General features: G+C 72.6%; 18 protein-coding genes and 1 pseudogene. 11 read left to right on the top strand and 8 right to left on the bottom strand.

All coding sequences use genetic code 11. The annotated features are described in order from the left end of the window. Positions 1-20: 20 nt before the first annotated feature. From BJ971_RS33920 to BJ971_RS33910, 3 genes are all read left to right on the top strand, one after another. Complete coding sequence (locus BJ971_RS33920) at positions 21-782, top strand: SDR family NAD(P)-dependent oxidoreductase (protein WP_184997386.1); 762 nt, start codon at positions 21-23, stop codon at positions 780-782. Positions 783-845: 63 nt separating this feature from the next. Then, on the top strand, positions 846-5,141 hold the full coding sequence (locus BJ971_RS33915) for a PDDEXK-like endonuclease domain-containing protein (protein WP_184997385.1): 4,296 nt from the start codon (positions 846-848) through the stop codon (positions 5,139-5,141). A gap of 84 nt (positions 5,142-5,225) precedes the next feature. Next, entirely contained in the window at positions 5,226-5,636 is a 411-nt protein-coding gene (locus BJ971_RS33910) for a cupin domain-containing protein (protein ID WP_184997384.1), read from the top strand. Here the strand turns inward: BJ971_RS33910 and BJ971_RS33905 are convergent. Next, positions 5,598-7,163: a restriction endonuclease gene (locus tag BJ971_RS33905; protein WP_239087620.1), complete on the bottom strand. Its 1,566-nt coding sequence runs from the start codon at positions 7,161-7,163 to the stop codon at positions 5,598-5,600. The genes BJ971_RS33910 and BJ971_RS33905 overlap by 39 nt on opposite strands. A gap of 466 nt (positions 7,164-7,629) precedes the next feature. Here BJ971_RS33905 and BJ971_RS33900 point away from each other — a divergent pair, with 466 nt between their 5' ends. The 5 genes from BJ971_RS33900 (at position 7,630) to BJ971_RS33880 (ending at position 12,259) form a co-directional block, all read left to right on the top strand. After that, entirely contained in the window at positions 7,630-9,327 is a 1,698-nt protein-coding gene (locus BJ971_RS33900; RefSeq protein ID WP_184997382.1) for an EAL domain-containing protein, read from the top strand. Between the two features lie 18 nt (positions 9,328-9,345). After that, positions 9,346-9,735 carry a cupin domain-containing protein gene (locus BJ971_RS33895; protein WP_184997381.1) on the top strand — a complete coding sequence of 130 codons (390 nt, stop codon included), beginning with the start codon at positions 9,346-9,348 and terminating at the stop codon, positions 9,733-9,735. A gap of 240 nt (positions 9,736-9,975) precedes the next feature. Beyond that, positions 9,976-10,443, top strand: a complete 468-nt coding sequence (locus BJ971_RS33890) for a MarR family winged helix-turn-helix transcriptional regulator (RefSeq protein WP_184997380.1) — start codon at positions 9,976-9,978, stop codon at positions 10,441-10,443. 137 nt (positions 10,444-10,580) lie between these two features. Further along, entirely contained in the window at positions 10,581-11,666 is a 1,086-nt protein-coding gene (locus BJ971_RS33885) for an S-(hydroxymethyl)mycothiol dehydrogenase (protein WP_184997379.1), read from the top strand. Beyond that, positions 11,666-12,259 (top strand): MBL fold metallo-hydrolase, encoded by a 594-nt coding sequence (locus tag BJ971_RS33880; RefSeq protein WP_184997378.1) that lies wholly within the window; start codon positions 11,666-11,668, stop codon positions 12,257-12,259. Before BJ971_RS33885 ends, BJ971_RS33880 begins: the two co-directional genes overlap by 1 nt. 3 nt (positions 12,260-12,262) lie before the next feature. On the opposite strand, the gene BJ971_RS33875 is transcribed toward BJ971_RS33880, so the two are convergent. Both BJ971_RS33875 and BJ971_RS33870 read right to left on the bottom strand, forming a co-directional pair. Further along, positions 12,263-13,609 (bottom strand): MGH1-like glycoside hydrolase domain-containing protein, encoded by a 1,347-nt coding sequence (locus tag BJ971_RS33875; protein WP_184997377.1) that lies wholly within the window; start codon positions 13,607-13,609, stop codon positions 12,263-12,265. A gap of 111 nt (positions 13,610-13,720) precedes the next feature. Continuing rightward, a complete protein-coding gene (locus BJ971_RS33870) occupies positions 13,721-14,815 on the bottom strand; it encodes a DNA polymerase ligase N-terminal domain-containing protein (protein ID WP_184997376.1) in 1,095 nt (364 codons plus the stop codon). A 71-nt stretch (positions 14,816-14,886) separates the two neighbouring features. Here BJ971_RS33870 and BJ971_RS33865 point away from each other — a divergent pair, with 71 nt between their 5' ends. Next, complete coding sequence (locus BJ971_RS33865) at positions 14,887-15,549, top strand: helix-turn-helix transcriptional regulator (RefSeq protein WP_184997375.1); 663 nt, start codon at positions 14,887-14,889, stop codon at positions 15,547-15,549. Here the strand turns inward: BJ971_RS33865 and BJ971_RS33860 are convergent. Next, positions 15,542-15,925 (bottom strand): VOC family protein, encoded by a 384-nt coding sequence (locus BJ971_RS33860; RefSeq protein ID WP_184997374.1) that lies wholly within the window; start codon positions 15,923-15,925, stop codon positions 15,542-15,544. The two genes, BJ971_RS33865 and BJ971_RS33860, sit on opposite strands and share 8 nt — an antisense overlap. Before the next feature lie 141 nt (positions 15,926-16,066). Between BJ971_RS33860 and BJ971_RS33855 the strand changes: the two genes are divergently transcribed. Beyond that, positions 16,067-17,176: an FAD-dependent monooxygenase gene (locus BJ971_RS33855; RefSeq protein WP_184997373.1), complete on the top strand. Its 1,110-nt coding sequence runs from the start codon at positions 16,067-16,069 to the stop codon at positions 17,174-17,176. Between the two features lie 123 nt (positions 17,177-17,299). Then, positions 17,300-19,057 (top strand): aa3-type cytochrome oxidase subunit I, encoded by a 1,758-nt coding sequence (ctaD, locus tag BJ971_RS33850; protein WP_184997372.1) that lies wholly within the window; start codon positions 17,300-17,302, stop codon positions 19,055-19,057. A gap of 858 nt (positions 19,058-19,915) precedes the next feature. On the opposite strand, the gene BJ971_RS33845 is transcribed toward ctaD, so the two are convergent. The 4 genes and pseudogenes from BJ971_RS33845 to BJ971_RS33830 form a co-directional block, all read right to left on the bottom strand. Further along, positions 19,916-20,461, bottom strand: coding sequence for an NUDIX domain-containing protein (locus tag BJ971_RS33845; RefSeq protein WP_184997371.1), 546 nt, complete (start codon positions 20,459-20,461; stop codon positions 19,916-19,918). 965 nt (positions 20,462-21,426) lie between these two features. Continuing rightward, positions 21,427-22,614, bottom strand: a pseudogene (locus BJ971_RS33840) (MFS transporter); the annotation flags it as partial. 68 nt (positions 22,615-22,682) lie between these two features. Then, a complete protein-coding gene (locus tag BJ971_RS33835) occupies positions 22,683-23,258 on the bottom strand; it encodes an isochorismatase family protein (RefSeq protein ID WP_184997370.1) in 576 nt (191 codons plus the stop codon). 11 nt (positions 23,259-23,269) lie between these two features. Next, the gene (locus BJ971_RS33830; RefSeq protein WP_184997369.1) at positions 23,270-24,556 is read right to left on the bottom strand and encodes a nicotinate phosphoribosyltransferase; all 1,287 of its coding nucleotides are present in this window, start codon (positions 24,554-24,556) and stop codon (positions 23,270-23,272) included. Positions 24,557-24,583: the final 27 nt, after the last annotated feature.

The raw sequence follows: 24,583 nt of genomic DNA, 5'->3' as shown, positions 1-24,583 counted from the left end.
CCGGGCTGGCAGGCTGAGGCATGGCTTCCTACGTGGTGACCGGCGGCGGGCGCGGCGTCGGCCGGGCCGTCGTGGAGCGGCTGGCCGGCGCGGGCCACGACGTCGCGGTGATCGAGTTCGACGCCGCCGCGCTCGGCTGGGCGGCCACGCATCCGGCGGCCGGGCGGATCGTGCCGGTGATCGGTGACGCCGCCGATCCCGCGGTCGCCGGGCGCGCGGCGGACGCGGTGCCCGCGCCGCTCGCCGGCTGGGTCAACAACGCCGCGGTCTTCGCCGACGTGTGGCTGCACGAGGCACCGCCGCACCAGGTGGCCACGCTGATTCACCGCAACCTCGACCCGGTGGTGGTCGGCAGCGCCGCCGCCGTCCGTGCGTTCCTGCCGCGCGGCGCCGGCGCGATCGTGAACATCTCCTCGCACCAGGCGCAGCGGGTGGTACGCGGTGCGCTCGCCTATGCCACGGCGAAGGCGGCCATCGAGGGGCTGACCAGGGCGCTCGCGGTCGACTATGGACCGCGCGGCATCCGGGTCAACGCGGTGGCGCTCGGGTCGATCGCGACCGAGCGGTCCGACGCGCATCTCGCCGGGCTCACCCCGGCCGGTGCCGAGCGTTTCGCGCGGGAGATCCGGCTGCTCCAGCCGCTGGGCCGGATGGGGCGCCCGGAGGAGGTCGCCGACGTCGTCGCGTTCCTGCTGTCGGAGTCGGCGAGCTTCATCAACGGCGTGGTGCTGCCGATCGACGGCGGTCGCGCGGCGCAGGGCCGGGACCCCGAGGAGGCCTGACCGAGCCGGTGGCGCGGCGCCGTATCGAGCGCCCGGCTGCGAACGTCGGATAACCTGCGAAGAATGTCCCCGCCGCAGCCGGAGTCGTACACGGTCATCCGGGATCGGGCCGTCTCCGTCGCGGATTACCTGCTCGCCGTCCGCGCACACATGGAACGTCCCGCGCGGACCGTGCCCGCCGACGCGCACCGCCTCGACTCCCTGCCCGTGCACCCGGCCGTCGAGCTCGGGCCCGCGCCCGACGGCACCAGCTGGCTGCGCGTGGGGCTGCCGGACCTGCCCGGCCCGGTCGCGGTGCCCGCCGAACTCCGGCGCCGGCTCAACGAGATCAGCGCGACCGACGAGCCCAAGGCCGACGACGCCGACGACGCCGCGGACGGCCCGGCCGACGCGGGCTTCGAGGCCTGGCGCGACCAGGTCTGGCGGCCGTGGGCGCTGCTCAGCCGCGAGGCCGAGAAGGCCCGCACGCTGCACCGGCAGCTCTTCGACCTCATGCACCAGATCGACATGACCGCCGCGACCACCGAGCTGGTCTGGGGGCACGGCATCCTGGAGACCGCCGTCGGCGACCAGCGGGTGCGTTATCCGCTTGTCGCGACCCCGGTGATCATCGAGTACGAGCCGGACCGCTCCCTGATCACCGTCTCGCCGCAGGGCCCGTCCCGGTTGCAGACCGACGCGCTCGCCGGGCTCGACGAGCGCTACCTCGGCCAGCTTCTCGCCCTGGCCGGGCCGGCCGGCACCCTCGAGGTCGACCTGTGGAACGACCTGGAGCGCCGCGAGTTCTTCGAGCGCGCGCTCGGCCGGCTCGGCTACGAACGCCGGCTGGTGGCGCCGGGGCAGAGCGCGACCGGGCCGCACCTGGTCGACACCGGAATCCTCTTCGCCCGGCCCCGGCAGCGACTGCTGCGCGGCTTCCTCGAGAACCTGCGCGACCGCCTGCTGGCCGGCGAGACGGGCAGCGTCGGCGCGCTTGCCGCGATCGTCGCGCACGAGCCGAGCCGGCTCCGGATGCCCGACGACCGGCCCGAGGACTGGCACCGGGTCGGCGAGCGGCTGCTCATGCCGCTGCCGACCAACGCGGCGCAGGAGTCGATCGCGCGCCGCCTCGCCCTGCACCGCAACGTCGCCGTGCAGGGCCCGCCCGGCACCGGCAAGACGCACACCATCCGCAACCTGATCTGCCACCTGATGGCCAACGGCAAGCGGGTGCTCGTCGTCGCGCAGAAGGAGGATCCGCTGCGGGTGCTGCGCGACGGCCTCCCCGAGGAGGTGCGGGCGCTCTGCCTGGCCGTCCTCGGCCGCACCACCGACCAGCTGGTCCAGCTACAGCTCGCCGCGCGTGAGCTCTCCGACCGGGCCGCCACCCTGGACAAGACCGCCGAGGCGGCCCGCGTCGAGCGGCTCACCCGCCGCCTCGAGGAGGCCGAGCGGGACCTGGCGACCGCCCTGGGCGGCCTGCGGGCGATCGCCGAGAACGAGGCCGCGACGTACCGGATCGACGATGTCCAGCTCTCGCCCGCCGACGTCGGGGCCTGGCTGCGGGAGCGGGCCGCCGCCGACGGCGGCATCACCGACCCGGTGACCCCGTCCGAACCGCCGCCGCTGTCCGCGGACGAGTTCGCGGCGCTGCTCGACCTCGCCGCGCGCCTCGCGCCCGCGGACCGGGCGGCCGCGCTGCGCCCGCTGCCGGACGTCGCGGACCTGCCCCCCGCGGAGACCGCACGACGATCGCGAGCCGACCGGGACGCGGCCGCCGACCGCGCGTCGCGCCTGGAGATGGCCGGCGTCGACACCGATTCCGTACGCGCACAGGGGCCCAGCCTCGTATCCGAGCTGCTGGAAGGGCTGCGGGACGCGGTGGCGTGGCTGCACCGGCGCGAGGGCACGTGGACCGACCGGCTCGGGCGGCTGCTGTCCGACCCGCACTGGGCCACGATGTGGACCGACCACGTCCGGGCGACCGGTGAGCTCCAGCGCGCGCTCGCCGAACTCGCCCGCGTCCTCGGCGGGCATCGTGTCACCGCCGCGACCGCGCTGGTGGCCGAGCCGAAGCGGCTCCTCGCCGGCGTCGGCGAGCTGCGGGAGCGGTTCGCCGCGGGCCGGGGCGTCAACCGGCTGCTCGCACCCGGGCTGTGGCGCATCGCCGACGAGGTCCGCGTCGACGGCGAGCCGCTGCGCACGGTCGAGGACGCCGAGCTGGCCGCGGCCTGGATACGCCGGGCGCAGGCGCAGCGCCGGCTGGGCGAGCACTGGGCCGAGTGGGTCCGGCGGCTCGACATCCCCGAGCGCCAGGGCGACCCGGAGGTGTGGGCGGGAACGCTGCTCGCCGAGGCCGAACGCTCCCTGGGCTGGGACGCGCGCCAGTGGCCCGAACTCTCCGCGCGCCTGCGGGTGCTCGTACCCCAGCAGGAGCTGGAGCTGGACGCGGCCCGGCTGGCCGAGGTCTCGGCCCTGCTGGACGACAGCCCGGTGGTCTTCGAGCTCGACGAGCTGGACGCGCGTGACCGCGCGGTCGCCGACGGCCTGGTGCCGTGGCCGGAGCTCGCCGCGGCCTGGTTCGACCCCGAGCTGGTGCAGTGGGACGCCCTGGTCGCCGAGGCACGCCGGCTGGTCGCGCTCGGGCCCGACGCGGCGCGCTACGCCGAGCTGCTGGACCGGCTGGCGCGGGTGGCGCCGGAATGGGCCGGCCAGGTCGACGCCGGGCTGGTGCCGGCCGTCTCCGGCGCCGCCTGCATGCGGGCCTGGCAGTGGCGGCAGGCGCAGACGTGGTTCGACCTTGTGGTCGGCAGCGTCGACCCGGCAGTGCTGAACCGCCGGGTCGAGCTGGGCCGCGACAAGATCCGGCGGCTCACCGGGGACCTGGTCGTCGCGTCCGCCTGGCTGGAGGTCGCCCGGGCGCTCGACGACCGGCGGCGTGCCGCGCTGGCCGACTGGACCACGGCGCTTCGCAAGATCGGCAAGGGCACCGGCCGCACCGCGGCGGCCTGGCAGGCGCACGCGCAGCGGGCGATGGCGTCCGCGGTCGAGGCCGTGCCGGTCTGGGTCATGTCGGTGGACCGGGCCATCGAGCAGTTCGCCGGCGGCGCGCACTTCGACGTGGTGATCGTGGACGAGGCGTCGCAGGCCGACCTGTTCGCGCTGCCGGTGCTGTCGCTGGCCGAGCGGGCCGTGGTGGTCGGCGACGACCAGCAGATCGGGCCGCAGCTCGGCTTCGTCGGCTCGGTTTCCGCGCTGATACACAGCCACCTCGGCGACGTGCCGTCCGCCGAGCACTTCGACCCCGAGTCCTCGCTGTACGACCACGCGGTGCGCCGCTCGCCCGAGCGGATCCTGCTCACCGAGCACTTCCGCTGCGTGCCGCAGATCATCGAGTTCTCCTCCCGCCACTACTACGACGGAAAGATCCAGCCGCTGCGCGCGGACCGGCCGCTGTCGGCCCCGGTGCGCGCGGTCTTCATCCCGGACGGCGTGCGCCAGCCGCTGGCACCGTACGGGGACGTGAACGTCGCGGAGGCGGACGCGCTGGTCGAGCAGGTGGCCGCGCTGGTCGCCGACCCGGACTACCGTGGCCGGAGCATCGGCGTGATCAGCCTGCTCAGCACCAGCGGCCAGGCGAACTACCTGCTGGGCGCGCTGCGGGAGGCGATCGGCGAGGACGAGATGGAGGCGCGCCGGCTGCGGGTCGGCGACGCGTACACGTTCCAGGGCGACGAGCGCGACGTGGTGCTGGTGTCGATGGTGGTCTCCGACAACGACGGGCGGCCGGCCGCGTTCACCAAGCGCGAATATCACCGCCGGGTCAACGTCGCCGCGTCGCGGGCCCGCGACCAACTCTGGATCTTCCACTCGGTCCGGGCGTCGTCGCTGCTCGCCGACGACGCGCGGGCGCTGCTGCTGAACTACGCCGTGAACCTGCCGGTGCAGACCACGGCGCCGGACCTGGAGCTGCTCTGCGAGTCCGACTTCGAGCGCGAGGTGCTGCGCCGCCTGGTGAAACGCGGCTACCGGCCGACGCCGCAGTTCCGGATCGGCGGCTACCGGATCGACTTCGTGCTGAACGCGCCGGACGGGCGGCGCCTGGCGATCGAGTGCGACGGCGACGCGTACCACGGGCCGGAGCAGTGGGAGGGCGACATGCGCCGGCAGGCGGTGCTGGAGCGGGTGGGCAACTGCGTCTTCGTCCGCATCCGCGGCAGCATCTTCGCCCGCGAGCCGGAGGCGGCCCTGCGCCCGCTCTGGCAGCGCATCGAGGAGCTCGACGTGGCGCCCTGGCGTGCCGACGAGCCGCCGGCGCTCGTCGGCGATACTCCGTCGGACTCAGAGACGACTCCCAGCGAAGCGGCAGCCGCGGACTAGTCGCCGTTCCGGTGCGAGGATTCTTGCGACATGTGCGATTCCTGGCACTCCCGCGCGCGGGCTGCCAGGCCGGACGATGGCCGGATGAGCAACGTTCCGATCTCCCTCGCCGCGGCCCTCGCCTCGTTCGACGACCTGTGGAGCCCGCGCATCGTCACCCGCGTCAACGACTACGACGTCCGCGTCGCCAAGGTGTCCGGCGAGCACCTCTGGCACACCCACGACGACACCGACGAGTTCTTCCTGGTCCTCGACGGCGAGCTGCGCATCGCCCTGCGCGACCGCACGGTCGTGCTGCACACCGGTGACGTCTTCACGGTGCCCCGCGGCACCGAGCACAAGCCGTCCTCGCCGGGCGGCGCCCAGATCCTGATGTTCGAGCCGACCGGCACGCCGACCGTCGGCGACCGGCACGACGAGATCCCGGACCACGTGGACGCCACCATCGGCCACGAGCTAAGCCGGGACCGCCTCGATCCGCGCCTTCACCCGTGAGTGCTCGGCGAGCAGGTTGAGCAGCGCGGGCCCGTCCAGCAGCTCCACCGGCCGGCCGGCGACCGTCTCGTGCGCGGTCGCCTCGTACCCGTCGAGGGCGACCAGGATCCCCTTGGTCGCCCCGGCGTCGGCGACCCGCTCGGCCAGCTCGGTCACGTCACCCGGGCCGGCCGGCGCACCGCGTACGGCGTGAATCACCACCTGGCCGCCGAAGAGCGGCCGCGGATCCGTGGCCAGCCAGCGCGGGCCCGGTTCGGCCTCGCCCATCTCCAGGCCCATGTTGCCGAACAGGTCGCGGAGCAGCTGCTCGAACTCCGGGGCCGGCATGGTCGCCAGGTTCGGCCGCTCGTCGATGTCGGCGAGCACGTTGAACTCGCCGGTGAAGTCCTGTTCGGCGTCGAGATCGGTCAGGGGCGTGACGCCCTCCAGCTGATCCGGCCGGGGGGAGATCCCGGCCCGCAGGTGCTCGAGGCAGGCGACCGGGTCGACCCGGCGCAGCTTGATCGCGGCGAACGTGTCCCGGTCGGTGCGCACCGACACCAGGCAGGGGCGCACGAACTGGCCGGTGCGCCGGTCGACGGTGTCCACGATGCCGTTGAACAGCACCTCCGCGACCAGCCCGCCGCGGTCCGCCTCGACGATCTCGTGCACGGTCCGCAGCGCCACCATCGAGATGATCTCGGTGTAGCGCCGCCGGATCTCGCCCTCGTCGCGCGGCACCGCCGTCAGATCGTCGCGGACCCGGTCGTGGCGGTACTCCTTCACCACCGGGACCACCTCGACCGGCGGCAGGTGGTACTCGACAAGCAGGTGCCGCTGCTTCGGCAGGTAGGCGAGCCGGAAGTGCTGCGGGAAGTCGTCCGGGTAGACCGAGTTGCCCAGCACCATGGCGAAGTACTCGACGACCGAGGCCGGATCGGCGGCCGCCACCGCGGCCGCGAAGCGGTCGACCTCCGCGTTGTACGAGATCAGCTTCGCCTCGTAGCGCCGGCGGTTCTCCTGGTACTGCCGCTCCCGCGCGGCCAGCTGCCGCTGCCGGCGCTGCTCCGCGGCGGCCCAGCGGTCGCGGGCGTCCTGGAAGGCCAGCTTCGCCGCGGCGACCTGCTGCTGGTGGCTCCGCTCGCCGCCCAGGATCCGGCCGACGCCGCGCGGCTCCGGCGGCGTGAAGCTCTCCCACCTGGGCTCGGGCAGCGGCCGCCCCAGCCGGCCCGGATCGAACGGCGGCACCCGCACCGGCTTCTTGAACCGGTCCAGGTCGATGTGGTCGTCGACATCCAGCGTGGACAGCAGCAGCAGGTCGAGGTCGGTCAGCCGCGCCCGCACGTCCGCGTTCGCCGCCGCGGCGCCGGCGGCGCGCGCCTCCGCGTACAGCCGGCGCTGCTCGCGCTGGCGCGCCGCGTCGGAGGCGGCCCGCTGCGCCGCCGCGACCGCGAGCTCGGCGTTGCGCCGGATCAGCTGACGCTGCTGCTCCGCCGCGGTGCGCGCCCGGTGCTCCGCGGCGTCCTGAGTCGCCTGCGCCCGCTGCATGTCCCGAATGATGCCCATACGTCGTCGTCCTCGCTCATCTGCCCGAAGGGCCACCATATCCACGGCCCTCCGATCTCGTTACGGGCTGCATATCCACTACCGCGTTGCGTACACATCGGCCCGGCTCGCGGCGCGAGCGTCGCGGTAGGTTCCACAGTCAACACTGGCAGTGACTGTCTGTCATGGACGCGCAGGTCACGGGCCGAGATCGTGGCGCGGTGGGGCGTTCATCCGATCGGCTAAATTCACACTCTGAACGGTGGAGAAACCGCTGTTCTGTGTTTTGTTGGGCCAGCTGCGAAAACATTGTCGCGGGCGTGCACTGTTACATCGACCCGTGACGGGTCGTAATAGGTCAGGGACATCGACTCACTCGGGCGGGAGGTAACGACGGCGCATGACGGCACCCGAAGAAGGCTCACCACGCCCTCGCGCGCTGCGCGACCGTCCCGCCCGCCGTTCCCGGATGAGTCCCAACCAGGGCCCCCAGCTGCCGCTTCCCGAGCCGCGCCCGCCCGCGGACGACGAGGCGTGGTTCACCTACCGGGCGGACGGCGATGAGATCGTCTGGTCCGACGGGCTCACGGCGCTGCTCGGCCGGCCACCGACGGGCGCCGGGCTGAGCCGGCAGATCCTCGCCCGGCACGTGCACGCCGACGACCACGCCAAGGCGCTCGGCGCGGTCACCCAGGCCTGGACGGCCCGCGAGGCGGTGCGCACGACGATCCGGCTGCTGCGCCCCGACGGCGGCTGGTTCGACGTGGACTGCCGCCTCGAGCCGATCTCCGAGCCCGACGGCACCGTGCACGGCATCCGCGGCCAGCTGCGCGACGTCTCCGTCCGCGAACGCGCCCGGCGCGAGGTGGCCCGGCTCAGCCGCCGGGGCGAGACCGTGCGGGCGTCCGTGGTCGAGCGCGACCCGGCGACCGGGCTGCTGACCCGTGGCCGCTTCGCCGACGAGCTGGACCGGGCGCAGCGGCGCGGCGGCGGAGCGCTGGTGGTCATCCGGATCGAGCCGGACCACGCCGACGGTGTGCGCGCGGACGGCAACGCCGACCTGCTCCAGCGGGCCGCCCGCCTGCTGGAGAGCATCGCCCGCCCGGACGACCTGCTGGGCCGCGCCGGGCCCAACGAGATCGCCGTGCTGCTTGCCGGCGCCTCGTGGGTGATGGCTCGGCGCCAGTCCGACCTTTTCGTGGAGGCGCTGCGCACGCAGTCCTTCGTGCTGCCCGACGCGTGGCTGCGTGCCCGCGTCTGGGGCGGCCTGGTCCGGTTCCGCCCGGACGGCGAGGCCGGCAGCCACGACCTGCTCATCGACGCCGACCACGCGTGGCGGCTGGCCCGCGAGGGCGACCGGCCGCTGACCCTGGTCGCCGACCCGGTGGCGGCCCGCGACCGGCAGGGTTCCTACCGCGACCGGGTGGCCGGCGCGCTCGGCACCGACCGGTTCACGCTCTTCGCCCAGCCGATCCTCGAGTTGCAGACCAATCGGGTGCTCCGGCACGAGCTGCTGCTGCGGGTGCTGGACGAGGCGGGCACGCCGCAGTCGCCGACCCAGGTGCTCGACGCCGCGGAGCGCCTCGACGCGATCTACGACATCGACCTGTGGGTCGTCGAGCGGGCGCTGGAGCTCGCCGCCGCGCGCGGCGACCTCAGCCTCCAGATCAACCTCTCCGGCCGCTCGGTGGGCGACCCCCGGCTGACCGCCGAGGTGGAGACCCTGATCGAGCGATACGGGGTGAACCCCGAGCAGCTCACGTTTGAGATCACCGAGACGGCGCTGATCGGCAACCTGAGCGAGGCGCGCCACTTCGCGGACCGGATCCGCGACCTGGGCTGCCAGCTCGCCCTTGACGACTTCGGCTCGGGCTACGGGTCCTTCCGCTACCTGCGGCTCTTCCCCATCGACCTCGTCAAGATCGACGGTGAGTACGTGGTCAACCTCGTCCACAACGAGGAGGACCAGGTGCTGGTCCGGGCGCTGGTGCAGGTCTGCCAGGCGTACGGGATCCACACGGTGGCCGAGTTCGTCCAGGACGAGCCGACCCTGCGCATGCTGCGCGAGCTGGGCGTCGACTACGTGCAGGGCTACCTGATCGGCCGGCCGGCACCGGCCGAGGAGCTGCGACCGGCCTCGAGACTGCGGCGTTCAAAGCGCCCCTGATCTGGGTACCTGTTGGTCATGGAGCACTACACGATCGCCACCGTTGCCGAGAAGAGCCCGGACTTCCGCCGCGTGCTGTGGACGGGCAAGCACACCCAGCTCGTGGTCATGACGATCCCGCCGGGCGGCGAGATCGGCGAGGAGGTCCACGAGGTGGACCAGATTCTGACCTTCGTGAGCGGCGTCGGCCAAGCCGTCGTCAGCGGCGCGACCCGCAAGGTCGTCGCCGGTGACCTCGTCGTCGTCCCGGCCGGCCACAAGCACAACTTCACGAACGAGGGCCCGAACCCGCTCGTGCTGTACACGGTCTACGGCCCGCCCGAGCACGCCGACGGCGCGGTGCACAAGACCAAGGAAGAGGCCGACCGGCTCGAAGAGGCCGGCAAGGACGAGCCGCCGGCGTCCTGACCCGGGCGCGGACGACGGACCCCGGCGCGGACAACACAGCGCCGGGGTCGGCCGAGGCCCCCCAGCCAGCCGGCCCCGGCGCTGTATCGGAGTGGAAAGTCCGTGCGCGACCCTACTCCCGGGGTTCACGAACGTCGATTGACGTGCCCGATTGTTTGGCCTTCGTTTCCCGAAGTTTTATGCGGAAGATCGATCCACCCGGCCGCCGGGGCGCGCGGCGCGGGAAACTAACCTGCTGGCATGGGCGAGCCGCGGTGGTTGACCGACGATGAACAGCAGGCCTGGCGCCGCTTCGTCGAGGTCCTCATCAAGCTCCCGGCGTCGCTCGAGGGCCAGCTACAGCGCGAGGCGGGCCTGACGCACATGGGCTACCAGGTGCTGGCGACCCTCTCGGAGCGCGAGGACCGCCGCCTGCCGATGAGCCACCTTGCGGGGCAGGCGAGCGCCTCGCTGTCCCGGCTGTCCCACGTGGTGGCCCGGCTCCAGGAGCAGGGCTGGGTCCGCCGCGAGCGGGATCCGCGGGACGGCCGGGTGCAGATCGCGGTACTGACGGACGAGGGCCTCCGGAAGGTGGTCGACTCGGCGCCGGGCCACGCGGAGGCGGTACGCAGGCTGGTGTTCGACAGGCTGAGCCCGCCGCAGGTCCGCGAGCTCGGCGTGCTCTGCGAGACGCTCCTCGAGGCACCCGCCGAGCCGCGGTCCATTTAGGGTCGAAGATCCCCCGGTCCGGCACTCGGCGATCGCGGCGTGAGGTGAGAAAGTGTGCTCATGAGCGAGCCTGCGAGCGAATCATCAACTCTGCGCCCGACGAATGTCATCGCCGGAGCGCCAGCGGAGGCGATGGCATGAGCCAGCGAGTCAACGGAGTCATCGCCCGGGGCAAAGGCGCACCCGTGGAGGTTGCCACCATCGTCGTGCCGGATCCCGGTCCCGGGGAGGCCGTCGTCAAGATCCAGGCGTGCGGGGTCTGCCACACCGACCTGCACTACCGCGAGGGCGGCATCAACGACGACTTCCCGTTCCTGCTCGGCCACGAGGCCGCCGGCATCGTGGAGTCGGTCGGCGCCGGGGTCACCGACGTCGCGCCGGGCGACTTCGTCGTCCTGAACTGGCGTGCGGTCTGCGGCAACTGCCGGGCCTGCCGCCGGGGCAAGCCGTGGTACTGCTTCAGCACACACAACGCGACGCAGAAGATGACGCTCGAGGACGGCACCGAGCTCTCTCCGGCGCTGGGCATCGGCGCGTTCGTGGAGAAGACCCTGGTGCACGCGGGCCAGTGCACCAAGCTCGACCCGCGTGCCCGGCCCGCCGCCGTCGGCCTGCTCGGCTGCGGCGTGATGGCCGGCATCGGCGCGGCGATCAACACCGGCGGTGTCACCCGGGGCGACTCGGTGGCCGTGATCGGCTGCGGCGGGGTCGGCGACGGCGCGGTCGTCGGCGCGGCCCTGGCCGGCGCGACGACGATCATCGCGATCGACACCGACGACCGGAAGCTGGAGTGGGCGCGCGGCTTCGGCGCCACCCACACCATCAACGCCCGCGGCACGGACGTGGTCGAGGCCGTGCGGGCGCTCACCGACGGCAACGGCGCCGACGTGGTGGTCGAGGCTGTCGGCCGGCCCGAGACGTACAAGCAGGCGTTCTACGCCCGCGATCTGGCCGGCACCGTGGTCCTGGTCGGCGTGCCTACCCCGGAGATGACCATCGAGCTGCCGCTGCTTGACGTCTTCGGCCGCGGCGGGGCGCTCAAGAGCAGCTGGTACGGCGACTGCCTGCCGACCCGCGACTTCCCGATGCTGACGGAGCTCTACCTGCAGGGCCGGCTCGACCTGGACGCGTTCGTCTCCGAGGAGATCCGTCTCGACCAGGTCGAGGACGCGTTCGCCAAGATGCACACCGGCGGCGTCCTGCGCTCGGTGGTGCTCTTCTGATGCGAATCGACCATTGCGTGACGAACGGGACATTCTCGCTGGACGGCGAGGTGTTCGACGTCGACAACAACGTCTGGGTGGTCGGCGACGACGATGAGTGCGTGGTGATCGACGCCCCGCACGACGTACCGGCGATCCTGGATCTTGTGGGTGACCGCCGGGTCGTCGCGATCGCGCTCACCCACGCGCACGACGACCACGTCCGGGTCGCGCCCGAGCTGGCGCGGCGGACCGGCGCGCCGCTGCTGCTGCACCCGGCGGACGAGGTGCTCTGGAAGCTGGTGCACGGCGGCGAGCCGATGCCGGCGCCGCTCGCCGACGGCCAGGAGATCACCGTGGCCGGCGGCGTGCTCCGGGTGCTGCACACCCCGGGACACAGCCCGGGCGCCGTCTGCCTGTACGCACCCGCGCTGGGCTGCGTCTTCACCGGCGACACGCTGTTCAACGGCGGGCCGGGCGCGACCGGCCGCTCCTTCAGCGACCGCCCGACGATCGAGCGTTCGATCAAGGACCGGCTGCTCACCCTGCCGCCCGATACGGTCGTGCACACCGGGCACGGTGCGGACACGACCGTGGGCGCGGAGATGTTCTGATCCTCAGGCGGCCCGGGCGTAGGCGGGCACGCTGCGGTCGGCGAGCAGGTCGAGGGAGAGGGCGGCGGTCCAGCTGAACGCCGGGGCGCCGATGCCCTCGCCGGTGACCGGGTGGAAGTACTCGAAATGCCCGGAACCGTGCACCAGGCGGACCATGGCGGTCCGCAGGTCCTCGGCCTCGCCGTGGTAGCCGTGCACGAGCATGCCGCGGCGCAGCAGCCAGTTGACGTTGATCCAGATCGGCCCGCGCCAGTACCGCAGCGAGTCGAAGTCCGGTGCGGTCCGGTCGTAGCTCGGCACCGGTAGGCCGGTCCGCTCCGGCAGGCCGAAGCGCGGCGACGCCGCCTCGGCCATGATCGCGGCCGCCTGCGCGGCGGGCAGCCCGGGCAGCAGCAGCGGCACCAGGCCGTTGACACACCGGGCCGGGCTGAGCGTACGGGTGCGCACGTCACGGGCCCGGAACGTCTGCGTGCCGGCGTCGAACAGGTGCTCGGAGATCGCCCTGGTGATCCGCTCGGCGCGCCTGCGGTGCACCTCGGGATCCGCGCCGACGACGCCGGCGATGTGCACCAGGGCGTGCTCGGCTGCCGCGAGGATCGAGTTGAACGACGGGCACTCGACCACGAACGCGTGGCGGTCCGCCAGGCCGGTGTCCGCGTAGCCGCCGGCGCGGTAGTTGAGGACCAGCCCCAGGTACCGCGCGTAATCGACGTCGGTCGGCCGGTGCGCCGCGTCCGCGTTCTCGATGTCCCGGCGGGTGTACCGGGTGAGCAGCTCCAGGTCGGCGGGCACGGCCGACATCGCCGCGTCCCAGGAGGGGCTGTTGTCGAGCCCCGATTCCCACGGGTGCACGATGCTGGCCAGCCCGTCGCCGCCGGCGTCGCGGCGACCGGTCAGGTACTCCTGCTGTGCGACGAGGCGGGGGTACAGCCAGGCGAGCTGGTCGCCGGCGGCGCGGGCGCACTCGGCGCCGTGCGAGGCGGCCCGGCGGTAGACCTCCCACGCGGCGATCGCGTGCAGCGGCGGCTGCACCAGCCCGGTGCTGCCACGGGCGGGGCGCCCGGCGTACGCGGGGACGTCCCAGAAGCCCGGACCGGGGAAGTAGTCCTCCTCGGCGGTGCCGGGGTCGAAGACGATGTGCGGCACCCGGCCGTCGGGCCACTGCGCCTCGAAGAGGCTGCGCAGGTCGCGCCAGGCGCGGGTGGGGTTCACGTAGGCGAGCCCGATCGCGATGAACGCGGCGTCCCAGCTCCACTGATGCGGGTAGAGGCGGCGGGACGGAACCATATGGTCGTGTGACCAGTTGGTGTCCAGGACGTTGGTGGCGGACTTCCAGAGATCAGCAGACATGTCCGTGCTCGCAGTGGGGGTCGGGGGCGCCGGGCGGTGCATCATGTATAGCCCTTTCCGCCGCTCGATCGGTATCCACCTAGATCGGGTGACGCGGGCCGGGCTGAAGAACTATCGAGGATCTTCGTGCGCGCCGTGATCGGCGTCGATCGAGCGCCAGAGCCGGCTGCGGCGGCCCGGAAGGTAGGGGGAGTCGAGGCGCTTCGCGACGACGCCGGGCAGACCCTGCGCCCGGGCCGCCTCGAGCGCGAACGCGCCGCCGCCGGGGAAGTAGGGCGGCGTCTGCCAGTTGTCGCCGGCCAGCTCGAGCCCCTCCAGCAGCTCCCGTCGCTCGGCATAGCGGACCAGCTCCACCGTGGAATGGCCCTCGAGCCAGAGCAGGTCGTAGGCGAGGAACTGCGCCGGCGTGCGCTCGGCGGCCCGCCGCGCGGCCGCGGCGTCCCGCGGCGCCTTGCGGCGTTCCAGCAGCTCAGGGCTGACTCGGGCGCCGTCGAAAGCCACGATCTCGCCATCCAGTACGGCCTCGAGCGGCGCCAGCGCGTCGCCGAGCGGCCGCAGCTCCGGGTACCACGACGTGACGTCCGTACCCTCGGCGTCGCAGACCCTGACCCGCCCGCCGGAGACGAAGAGGGCCGCGCGGCGCCCGCCCCAGCTCAGCTCGTACCCCCAGTCCGGATCGTCGGGCGGCAGCCCGGCGGCCCGGGTCGCGAGCATGGGCTCGACCGCCTCGGGCATGCTCTGCCAGCCCGGCTCGGGCGGGTCCATCCGGCGGACCATCCAGTCGTTGCCGCCGGTCCGGAAGAACACGTACCGCCCGCTGGTGCGCTCGCCGTGGAACGTCACGCCGATCTCGTCGTCGCGCCACTTGCCGGTCTCGAAAGTCCCCCGATCGTGGATGATCATTTTGCCGCCGCCGTACTCGCCGGCCGGGATCTCGCCCGCGAAGTCCAGGTATTCGAGCGGGTGGTCCTCGGTGTGCCGGGCCAGGTGGTTGCGGGCCCGATCGCGCGGCAGGCCGCGCGGGACGGCGAACGAGACGAGCACGCCGTCGCGCTCCAGCCGGACGTCCCAGTGCAGGCTGCGGGCGTGGTGCTGCTGGATGACGAACCGGTTGCCGGTGGTCCTGGGCGGCCGGGCACGGGGCACGGGCTCCGGTGTGCGCCGGGCGTCCCGCCGGCGCCGGTACTCGTCCAGCTGGTCGGTCATATCGCGATTGTCCGCCGGAATTACACGGGCGTCATTCGCAGAGTGTCGTACCCCCGTGCCAGGGTCGGACCATGTACGCCGAATGGGCCGCGGAGTTGCCGCACGTCATCGCCTGGCGCAGCACGATGCCGCCCGGCGCCGTCAAGCGCGTCCTCCCCGACGGCTGCCTCGACCTGATCTGGCAGGACGGCTCGGTCTTCATCGCCGGCCCGGACACCACCGCCCAGGTCGGCGTGGCGCCGGCGGCCAGCCGGCTCTTCGCGCTGCGCTTCGCGGCCGGCACCGGCCCCGGCGTGCTCGGCGTCCCCGCCGACGAGCTCACCGACCGGCGGGTCCCGCTCGCCCAGATCTGCGCGCCCGCCGAGGTCAGGGCGCTGGCCGAGGCCGACGACCCGATCGCGGCGCTGTCGGGGTTCGCCCGGCGCCGCTGGCGGGATCCCGACCGGGCGATGGTCGCGGTCGCCGCCGGTGCGCGCGCGGGCCGGCCGGTCGGCGCGATCGCCGACGAGTGCGGCCTCAGCGCCCGCCACCTCCAGCGCCGGTGCCGGACCGCCTTCGGATACGGGCCCAAGACGCTCGCCCGGATCATGCGGCTACAGACGGCGGTCGGCCTGGCCCGGTCCGGCCGGCCGTTCGCCGACGTTTCCGTCGTCGCGGGCTACGCCGACCAGGCACACCTGTCCCGCGACGTGAAGGCGCTGGCCGGCGTGCCGCTCGGCGAGCTGGTCACTTAGGTGCGAAGAGGTCGACGCTGTTGCCGTCCGGGTCGGACACGACGGCGTAACGCTGACCCCAGAAGGCGTCCCACGGCTCCTTCCGGGACCGGTACCCGGCGCTGACCAGGTCGGCGTGGGTGCTGTCCACTTCGGCCGGACCGGCGCAGAGGAACGCGAGGGATACGTTTCCGCCGCCCGGTGTGAAGTCGGGATCGAACGAGAGAATCGTCTCGTGGGTGTCGATGAGCAGCCGGAGGCCGCCGGGAAGCTCGGTCTCGGCGTGCGGTTCCCGCTCCGCGCCGGGCGGGAAGTCCAGCCCCAGCCGGCGATAGAACGCGAGTGCTTTCTCCATGTCGGCCACTACGAGGCCGACCGCATTGAAGGTAGGTGCCATGGCAAGGACGCTACGACCATCTCGGACCGGTCGTCTTGAACAAATCGGACGCGACCATGATCGTGGGTTCCGCGCTTCGACGGCGGCGGGTAGTGTCTTGGCTCCGGCGCGTATCGAACACCCCTCGGAGGCGTTGCTGCGATGACCTTGCGCATCCTCGTCGTGGGCGCCGGCATCAGCGGCCTCGCGGCGGCCCGAGGCCTTCGCATAGCGGGTTTCCGTCCGGACGTCGTCGAGGAGCTTCCGGCGACGACCATCCCCGGCGCCGGCATCTACCTTCCCGGCAACGCGTCCCGGGCGCTGCGGCTGCTCGGCCTCGACGCCCCGCTGCGGCCGCTCGGCGACCTGATCTTCCGGCAGGTCTTCCAGGACTCCGACGGCGGCGAGCTGTTCGAGCTGGACGTCGCCGCGCTGTGGGCGGGCGTCGGCGAGAGCCGCGCGCTGTCCCGCGGAGATCTACAGCAGGTCCTGCTCACCGGAGTCGGCGGCGAGGTGCGCTACGACACCGCCGTCCGGGATCTGGAGATCATCGACGGCGCCGTCAAGGTCGAGTTCGACAGCGGCGCCGGCGCCGAGTACGACCTGGTCGTCGGCGCCGACGGCCGGCGCTCCACGATCCGGGCCAAGGCCGGGCTGGGCGGTGCGGCGACCCCGACGGGCCAGATCGTCTACCGCAGCGTGGTCACCGGCGGCCCGCCGGTCAGCGACTGGACCGCCCTGCTCGGGCGCCGGTCACAGTTCGTCGTGATGCCGATGGGCGGCCGCCGGCTGTACTGCCACGCCGACGAGACGGTCGAGCCCGGTGCGCCCAACCCGGCGGACCCGGTGGCCCGGGTGCGCGAGCTGTTCCAGGGCTTCGGCGGCCCGGTGCCGGCGATCCTGGACGCGATGGAGAAGGTGCAGGTCGCCCGCACCGACGAGGTGGTGCTCGAGGGCTGGTCCAAGGGCCCGGTCCTGCTCGTCGGTGATGCCGCTCACGCGACCGCGCCGACGCTGGCGCAGGGCGCCGCCATGGCGTTCGAGGACGCCGTGGTGCTCGGCGAGGTGCTCAAGGCCGGCGCCGACGACGTGCCGGCGGCGCTGCACGCGTACGAGAAGCGCCGCGCGGCCCGATGTGACCAGGTCAGGGGCTGGACCCAGGAGCGTGACCGGACCCGCGACGTGGCACCCGCGCAGCGCGACCCTATGCTGCGCAGGCGGGGCCAGTCGATCTTCGCAGATCAGCTACGGGGGCTCGTAGAGCCGTTCTGAGATCTGGGTGAGCTTTGGTCACCCCGCGCCCGCCGGGGGTCGGCGGGGGACTATTCTGCCTGCGAGGTACGCCTTTCCACTTGGGTGTACGCAGTGGGACGAACGAGACACCGGAGGCTATCCGTGACGACCGTTGCGCCTAAGCCGATCGTGACCCGGCCATGGCCGGTGCGACAGCAGGTAAAGGGCTCGGCCCTCGCGCGGATCCTGCGGACGACGGACGCGAAGCAGATCGGGATCATGTACATGATCACCGCCTTCGTGTTCTACATCCTGGGCGGGTTCATGGCCCTGCTCATGCGCAGTGAGCTGGCCCAGCCGGGCATGCAGATCCTGTCGCCGGAGCAGTACAACCAGCTGTTCACGATGCACGGCACGATCATGCTGCTGTTCTTCGCGACGCCGATCGTGTTCGCGTTCGCGAACTTCGTGGTGCCGATCCAGATCGGCGCGCCCGACGTGTCGTTCCCGCGGCTCAACGCGTTCGCGTACTGGCTGTACCTGTTCGGCGGCATGATCGCCATGGGCGGGTTCCTCACGCCGCAGGGCGCGGCCGACTTCGGCTGGTTCGCCTACACGCCGCTGAGCGACTCGCTGCACTCGCCGGGCTTCGGCGGCAACATGTGGGTCGTCGGCCTCGCGATCTCGGGTCTCGGCACCATCCTCGGTGGCGTCAACATGATCACGACGATCATCACGCTGCGCGCCCCCGGCATGACGATGTTCCGGATGCCGATCTTCACCTGGAACATTCTGGTCACCAGCCTCCTGGTGATCATGGTCTTCCCGTTCCTCGCCGCGGCGCTGTTCGCCCTCGCCGCCGACCGCGTCCTCGGCGCGCACGTCTTCGACGTGGAGACCGGCGGCCCGATGCTGTGGCAGCACCTCTTCTGGTTCTTCGGCCACCCCGAGGTCTACATCGTGGCGCTGCCGTTCTTCGGCATCATCACCGAGGTCATCCCGGTCTTCAGCCGCAAGCCGGTCTTCGGCTACAAGGGCCTGGTCGGCGCGACCCTGCTGATCGCGGCGCTGTCGATGAGCGTGTGGGCGCACCACATGTTCGTCACCGGCCAGGTGCTGCTGCCGTTCTTCAGCTTCCTGAGCTTCCTCATCGCGGTACCGACCGGCATGAAGTTCTTCGTCTGGATCGGCACGATGTGGCGCGGCCAGATCAGCTTCGAGACCCCGATGATGTTCGCCCTGGGCTTCCTCGTGACGTTCCTCTTCGGCGGCCTGTCCGGCGTGCTGCTCGCGGCCCCGCCGATCGACTTCCACGTCTCGGACTCCTACTTCGTCATCGCGCACTTCCACTACGTGCTCTTCGGCACGATCGTGTTCGCGGTGTTCTCGGGCATCTACTTCTGGTTCCCGAAGATGTTCGGCAGAATGCTGGACGACCGCCTCGGCAAGATTCACTTCTGGCTGACGTTCATCGGCTTCCACGCCACCTTCCTGGTCCAGCACTGGCTCGGCGCGGAGGGCATGCCCCGCCGCTACGCCGACTACCTGGCAAGCGACGGCTTCACCTTCCTGAACTCGTTCTCGACGGTCGGCTCCTTCGTCCTGGGCGCCTCCACCCTGCCGTTCATCTACAACGTGTGGAAGTCCTACAAGGTCGGCCAACTCGTCACGGTCGACGACCCGTGGGGCGCCGGCAACTCCCTGGAGTGGGCAACCAGCTCCCCGCCCCCGCTGCGCAACTTCGACAAGATGCCCCGCATCCGCTCGGAACGCCCAGCCTTCGACGCGAAGTTCCCAGAACTCGCCGCCGGCTCCCAGTCAGTCGCCGGCCCACCGGAGGGCGGCGCCCGCCCCCTGACTGCCGAGTCCGACGGCGGCGCCACCTACCAGGAAGACCTCAGCGACCACGGCAAGCACTGACCGCTCGCCCCTCGAAGCGCTGATGGCCCGCCCCCGACTCCACTCCAAGGAGCCGGGGGCGGACCCATTCACCACCCCAAACCACTCCTTCGGCGGGGCGCGTCGAGGTGCTCGGCGCCGGCCGGAGTTGGCCGCAGACCCCCGGTCTCGGACGGCATGCGAATCGGCGTCGTTGGCCGGTCGGTCGCGGGCCTGCCGAGGGCGGCGCCCGCCCGCCGGCGGCCGAGCCGGACGGCGGCGCGACCTGCCAGGAAGATCTGAGTGACCACGGCAAGCATTGACCGCTCGCCCTGAAGCGCCGACGGCCCGCCCCGGCCACACCACAGCGCCGTTGGCCGACCTTTCACCACCCCAACCGCCTTTCACCACCCCAACCGCTCCGGGTCGCGATCCGCTCGGCGGCCCGAGCTCTGTGCGGGCGGCTCCGGGGCCGGGTAGGTCTCGCTTAGCTTGGCGGTCGGGGCAGGTCTGGCGGGCCGGGCCCTAGGCGGGAGTGCCGGAGTCGGCGGCGGGCTTGTGCGACTTGCGGGGCTGGGCTTTGGGTGGGGAGTCCCGGAGTCGGCGGCGGGTCTGTGGGACTTGACGGGCTGGGCTTTGGGTGGGGATTTCTGGAGTCGGCGGGAGGTCCGTGCGGCCTGGCGCGCGGGGTCTTTCATGAGGAGGTGCGGAGTCGGCGGCGGGTCCGTGCGGCCTGGCGGGCCAGGTTCTTGGGGGTGAGTTCCCGGAGTCGGCGGGTGCCAGCGGATACCGGGATGTTGGGTTAGACGACGGGCCGCTGGCGATGGGCGGACGGTTGGCCGCCGGGTGGGCGGACAACGTGTCACAGACCGTAGCTGCCGGTCCGGCATGTCTCGTAAGTCAATCGCGTAAGCGTGTTGGCCGTTCAGGAGTAGCAAGGCCGGCCAGCCACTGCGCATGCTGGCGAATGCGGGGCAGGTCGTCGGGGAAGTAGCTCTCCCACGATTGAGCCAGGTTCATCCATGCGGCGGGCTGGCCGGGCTCGGGCATCAGCGGAGCCGCGGGGTCGGCGATCGCGGCGTAGGACAGTCCTAGGGTCGCTGGCTTGTCGGGATGGTAGGAGCGGACGCTGACGGCGGCCGGCTGGGCGAGGAGATCGGCGTCCAGTCCGGTCTCCTCGCACAACTCACGACGAGCTGCTTCGCGGGGCGACTCCCCAGGTTCGACCCGCCCACCGGGCGGAACCCAACCCCGCCACGGATGACGCACCAGCAGAACCTGGGACAGGTCCGCGTCGAACACCCAGACCTCGGCCGCCAGCGGATCCTCCGGACTGGCACCAGCGGAGGCCACCCAGCCTGCGACGTCGTCATATTCGACCCGTGCAACGCCAACGTCGCCAAACGCGGCCTCCAGCGACTGCCGTTGCAGCTCCTCACGACCCATGGCTGCAACCTAGCGAGGGGGTACGACACCGCCGGCCCACGATCCCCAGGTCCAACCCCATTACGGTCGGTGACTGCCGTCAGGACCCGGCTTCATGCCCCTCCACCCGGGATTCTCGTGTCCGCTGCCAGCGGGAGGTCAGCGCGGCTCGGTCGCCCGGCTCGGGTGGGGCATCCCGGAGTCGGCGACGGGTCCGCACGGCCGGGCGGCTGGGTCTTTCGTGGGTCCCCCGTATCGGTGGGAGGTCTGTGCGGCTTGGCGGGCCTGGCTTGGGTGGAAGTTCCGGAGTCGGGGGTCTCCGCGGGCTGGGCGGCTGGGTCTTTCGTGAGGGGTTGCCTGTCGCCAGGGGTCCGTGCGGCTTGGCGGGGCTTGGGCGAGGAGCCCCGGGGTCCCGGAGTCCCGGAGTCCCGGAGTCCCGGAGTCCCCGGGGTTCGCGGGGCCTGGCGGGGCGTCCTGTGTGAGGAGTTCCCCGAGTCGGCGGGAGGCCTGCGCGGCCTGGAGAGCCGGGCGCTAGGCGGGAGGCCCGGAGTCGGCGGTAGGGGCACGGCGGGCTGGGAGCACTCGGGCTTCGGCGCGAGGTTTCCGGGCGGGCATCGAGCATGCGCAAACCTGGTGAGCGCGGTCAGTGCCCGCCCGCCGCGTCAGGGGGCCAGGAATTCGCCCGCCGGGCCGGGTGCGGTGGAGGCCAGCGCGGCATCGGATTGCGGAGCACCAGCCGCCAGGCCTCCCGGGCCGGCCGCCGCGGCCGAGCCGCCTGCGGGAGCGGAGCCGACCGTAGAAGCAGAGCGGGCCGCGGGAACGGAGCCGGCCGCGGGAACGGAGCCGGCCGCGGGAACGGAGCCGGCCGCGGGAACGGAGCCGGCCGCGGGAACGGAGCCGGCCGCGGGAACGGAGCCGGCCGCAGGAACGGAGCCGGCTGCGGGGGCGGAGCCGGCTGCGGGGGCGGCTGCGGGAGTGGAACCGGCCGGGGGAGTGGTGGTCGCTGTGCGGCGGCGGTGGAGTTCGGCGGGCAGGGTCAGGGCCGCCACCAGGAGGCCCACGCCGCCGACGGCTGCGAAGCCCCAGGCCGGGGACCAGACGTCCATCACCACGCCTGCCAGTGGGGCGCCCAGGGCCACCCCCACCGTCAGTGACGAGTTGTGCAGGCCCATCGCCTCGCCGCGTGCCGATGCCGGGGTCAGGCGGCTCACCGCGTCCGCGGTCGCCGTGATGGTCGGGGCGCAGAGGGCGCCCGCGGGGAGCAGCAGCAGGCCCAGCAGCCACCAGTGCCCGCCGGCCAGGCCCACCGGGATCGTCAGCAGCGCCATCGGCGCGAACAGCGTCAGCGGCGACAGGCCCTGCCGCACGGTGCCGTATGCGAACCCGCCGACCAGCGAGTAGGCCGCCCACATGCCGAGCACCGCCCCGGTCCATTCGACCTCCCCGGCGTTTTGCAGGACCGCGACCACCGCCACGTCCGTGCCGCTCAGCACCAGCGTCGCCGCGCTGCTGATCGCAAGGACCGCCACCAGGCGGGGGCGCAGCCAGGTGTTGCGGTGCACGCGTTCGCCGGCCGAGATCGGGGCCTCGTCCTTGCCGCGGACGGGCGGGTTGAGCAGGTAGAGGCCGATGCCGGAGATCAGGATGCCGGCGCCGACGGCCAGCATGCCCGCCCGGGCGCCGGCGGTGGTGCAGATCAGGACGCCCAGGGCCGGGCCTGTCATGAACGACAGCTCGGTGGTGATGGAGTCCAGGGCGAAGGCCGGCAGGCGGTGGGACTCGGGCGCCAGCGCGGCGATCGACTGGCGGGCCACCGCGAAGGCCGGCAGGGTCAGGAAGCCGCCGACCAGGGCGGCGAGCAGCAGCGCCCAGTAGGGCATGGCCTGCGCCGTCGTCCAGAACACGACCTCGGCCACCGTGGTGAGCAGCAGCACCGGGCGCAGGCCCTTGCGGTCGGTCATCCGGCCCATTAGCGGGGCGCCGATCGAGTTGCCGACGGTGAAGGCCGCGCCGATCAGGCCGGCCGCCGCGTAGCCCAGGTGAAGGTCCTGGGTGACGTGCAGGGTCAGGGTGACCGTGCCCGCCGTGATCGGGATGCGGGCCAGCGTCGCCACGATGAGCAGCGAGCGGATGCCGCGCAGGGCCAGCGTCTCCCGGTAAGGCGTCAGTGTCATAGCGGTCCTAACCTCCGCGGGACAGTCTGCGCCAGGGGTACGACAACCCCAACCGGATTAGACCGAGGTCACGTCGCGAGGACCACCGGGGTGCCGGTGGTGCGCACCTCGGCCTGCGTGAACTGGGCCAGGGCGGCCGTCGTGGTCGCCGCCGCGACGCCCGCGGTCAGGTCCAGCAGGACGGTCGTGGCGAAGCCCGCCGCCGCCGCGTCCAGCGCCGTCGCCCGTACGCAATGGTCCGTCGCGATGCCGACCACGTCGACCTCGGTCACCTCGCGGGCCCGCAGCCAGTCCGCGAGCCGTTCGCCGTCGGTGGTGTTTCCCTCGAAGCCCGAGTACGCCGCCGCGTGCGCGCCCTTGTGAAAGACCGCCTCGACCTTGTCCGTCCGCAGCGCCGGGTGGAAGTCGGCGCCCGAGGTGCCCACCACGCAGTGCGCCGGCCACGAGTCGACGAAGTCCGGGTGTGCGCTGAAGTGCGCGCCCGGATCGACGTGGTAATCCTTTGTCGCCACGACGTGGTCCCAGGCGCCGTCGGTCAGCGCCGACGTGATCCCCGCGGCCACTCCGGCCCCGCCGAGCACGGCCAGGGAGCCGCCCTCGCAGAAGTCGTTCTGAACGTCGACGATGATGAGCGCGCGCGACATGTCATGCCCTCTCAGGAGGTCGGTACCACGGTGACCGGGATCGCCGGGTCGCCGGCGGACAGTTTCAGGCCTTCCCAGGGGATCGAGATCAGGCACTGGCGCAGGTGGCCGCGGGACTCCGCGAGCGTCGGCGCCGGCAGGATCTCGCCGCCGGCGACGAACGAGCGCTGGAGGAGCCGGTCGTTGGCGACGTGGTCGGGCACGCCCTGGGACACCACGATCTCCTCGGTGGCGGTGCCCGTGGGCTTGTGGCGCCGGATCGCGGTCTTGCGGCCGCCGACCGTCGCCTTGTTCTCCGAGCGCTTGACCACCGCGCGGCCCTCGACCTCGACCAGCTTGTAGACCAGCCCGGCCGTCGGCGCGCCGGAGCCGGTCACGACCGCGGTGCCGGCGCCGTACATGTCGACGGGCTCGGCGGCCAGGGTGGCGATCGAGTATTCGTCCATGTCGCCGGAGACGATGATCTTCGTCTCCGCGGCGCCGAGCGAGTCGAGCAGTTCGCGGGAGTGCTGGGCCAGCACCGACAGGTCGCCCGAGTCGATGCGGACCGCGCGCAGGCCGGGCCCGGCGACCGCGATCGCGTTGCGGATGCCCTGCGCGATGTCGTAGGTGTCGACGAGCAGCGTCGTGTTCTTGCCGAGGGCCGCCACCTGCGAGGCGAACGCCGCGGGCTCGTCGTCGTGCAGCAGCGTGAACGCGTGCGCCGACGTACCGGTGGTCGGTATGCCGTAGCGGCCGCCGGCCGCCAGGTTGGACGTGGAGGCGAAACCCGCGAGGTAGGCCGCGCGGGCCGCGGCCACGGCGGCCTCCTCATGGGTACGGCGGGAGCCCATCTCGATGATCGGCCGGCCCCGGGCGGCGGTGACCATCCGGGCCGCTCCCGCCGCGATCGCGCAGTCGTGGTTGAGCACCGACAGGATGAGCGTCTCGAGCACCACGCACTCGGCGAAGCCGCCGGACACCGTCATGATCGGGGAGCCGGGGAAGAACAGCTCGCCCTCCGCGTACCCGTCGATGTCGCCGGTGAAGCGGTAGTCCGCGAGCCAGGCCGCGGTGGTCTCGTCGACGATCCCCGAGCCGAGCAGGAACTCGATGTCGACGGCGGTGAAGCGGAAGTCGCGGATGAGCTCCATGAGGCGCCCCTGGCCGGCGACCACGCCGTAGCGGCGGCCGGTGGGCAGCCGCCGGGCGAACACCTCGAAGACGCTGCGGCGGTTGGCCGTGCCGTCCTTGAGGGCGGCGCCGACCATGGTCAGCTCGTACTGGTCGGTCAGCAGCGCGGGCGCGAATGGTGTCACCGGCTCACCTTAGGCGTGCCCGCCGCG

It is taken from the genome of Amorphoplanes digitatis (genome assembly GCF_014205335.1).
GTDB lineage: Bacteria > Actinomycetota > Actinomycetes > Mycobacteriales > Micromonosporaceae > Actinoplanes > Actinoplanes digitatus.
The sequence above is the reverse complement of the archived record's forward strand: the minus strand, read 5'-3'. Positions and strand labels throughout refer to the sequence as shown.

Coding starts and splice junctions, on each gene's coding strand:
- BJ971_RS33920 (WP_184997386.1), top strand. CDS start 21: ATGGCTTCCTACGTGGTGACCGGCGGCGGGCGCGGCGTCGGCCGGGCC.
- BJ971_RS33915 (WP_184997385.1), top strand. CDS start 846: ATGTCCCCGCCGCAGCCGGAGTCGTACACGGTCATCCGGGATCGGGCC.
- BJ971_RS33910 (WP_184997384.1), top strand. CDS start 5,226: ATGAGCAACGTTCCGATCTCCCTCGCCGCGGCCCTCGCCTCGTTCGAC.
- BJ971_RS33905 (WP_239087620.1), bottom strand. CDS start 7,163: ATGCAGCGGGCGCAGGCGACTCAGGACGCCGCGGAGCACCGGGCGCGC.
- BJ971_RS33900 (WP_184997382.1), top strand. CDS start 7,630: ATGAGTCCCAACCAGGGCCCCCAGCTGCCGCTTCCCGAGCCGCGCCCG.
- BJ971_RS33895 (WP_184997381.1), top strand. CDS start 9,346: ATGGAGCACTACACGATCGCCACCGTTGCCGAGAAGAGCCCGGACTTC.
- BJ971_RS33890 (WP_184997380.1), top strand. CDS start 9,976: ATGGGCGAGCCGCGGTGGTTGACCGACGATGAACAGCAGGCCTGGCGC.
- BJ971_RS33885 (WP_184997379.1), top strand. CDS start 10,581: ATGAGCCAGCGAGTCAACGGAGTCATCGCCCGGGGCAAAGGCGCACCC.
- BJ971_RS33880 (WP_184997378.1), top strand. CDS start 11,666: ATGCGAATCGACCATTGCGTGACGAACGGGACATTCTCGCTGGACGGC.
- BJ971_RS33875 (WP_184997377.1), bottom strand. CDS start 13,609: ATGTCTGCTGATCTCTGGAAGTCCGCCACCAACGTCCTGGACACCAAC.
- BJ971_RS33870 (WP_184997376.1), bottom strand. CDS start 14,815: ATGACCGACCAGCTGGACGAGTACCGGCGCCGGCGGGACGCCCGGCGC.
- BJ971_RS33865 (WP_184997375.1), top strand. CDS start 14,887: ATGTACGCCGAATGGGCCGCGGAGTTGCCGCACGTCATCGCCTGGCGC.
- BJ971_RS33860 (WP_184997374.1), bottom strand. CDS start 15,925: ATGGCACCTACCTTCAATGCGGTCGGCCTCGTAGTGGCCGACATGGAG.
- BJ971_RS33855 (WP_184997373.1), top strand. CDS start 16,067: ATGACCTTGCGCATCCTCGTCGTGGGCGCCGGCATCAGCGGCCTCGCG.
- BJ971_RS33845 (WP_184997371.1), bottom strand. CDS start 20,461: ATGGGTCGTGAGGAGCTGCAACGGCAGTCGCTGGAGGCCGCGTTTGGC.
- BJ971_RS33835 (WP_184997370.1), bottom strand. CDS start 23,258: ATGTCGCGCGCGCTCATCATCGTCGACGTTCAGAACGACTTCTGCGAG.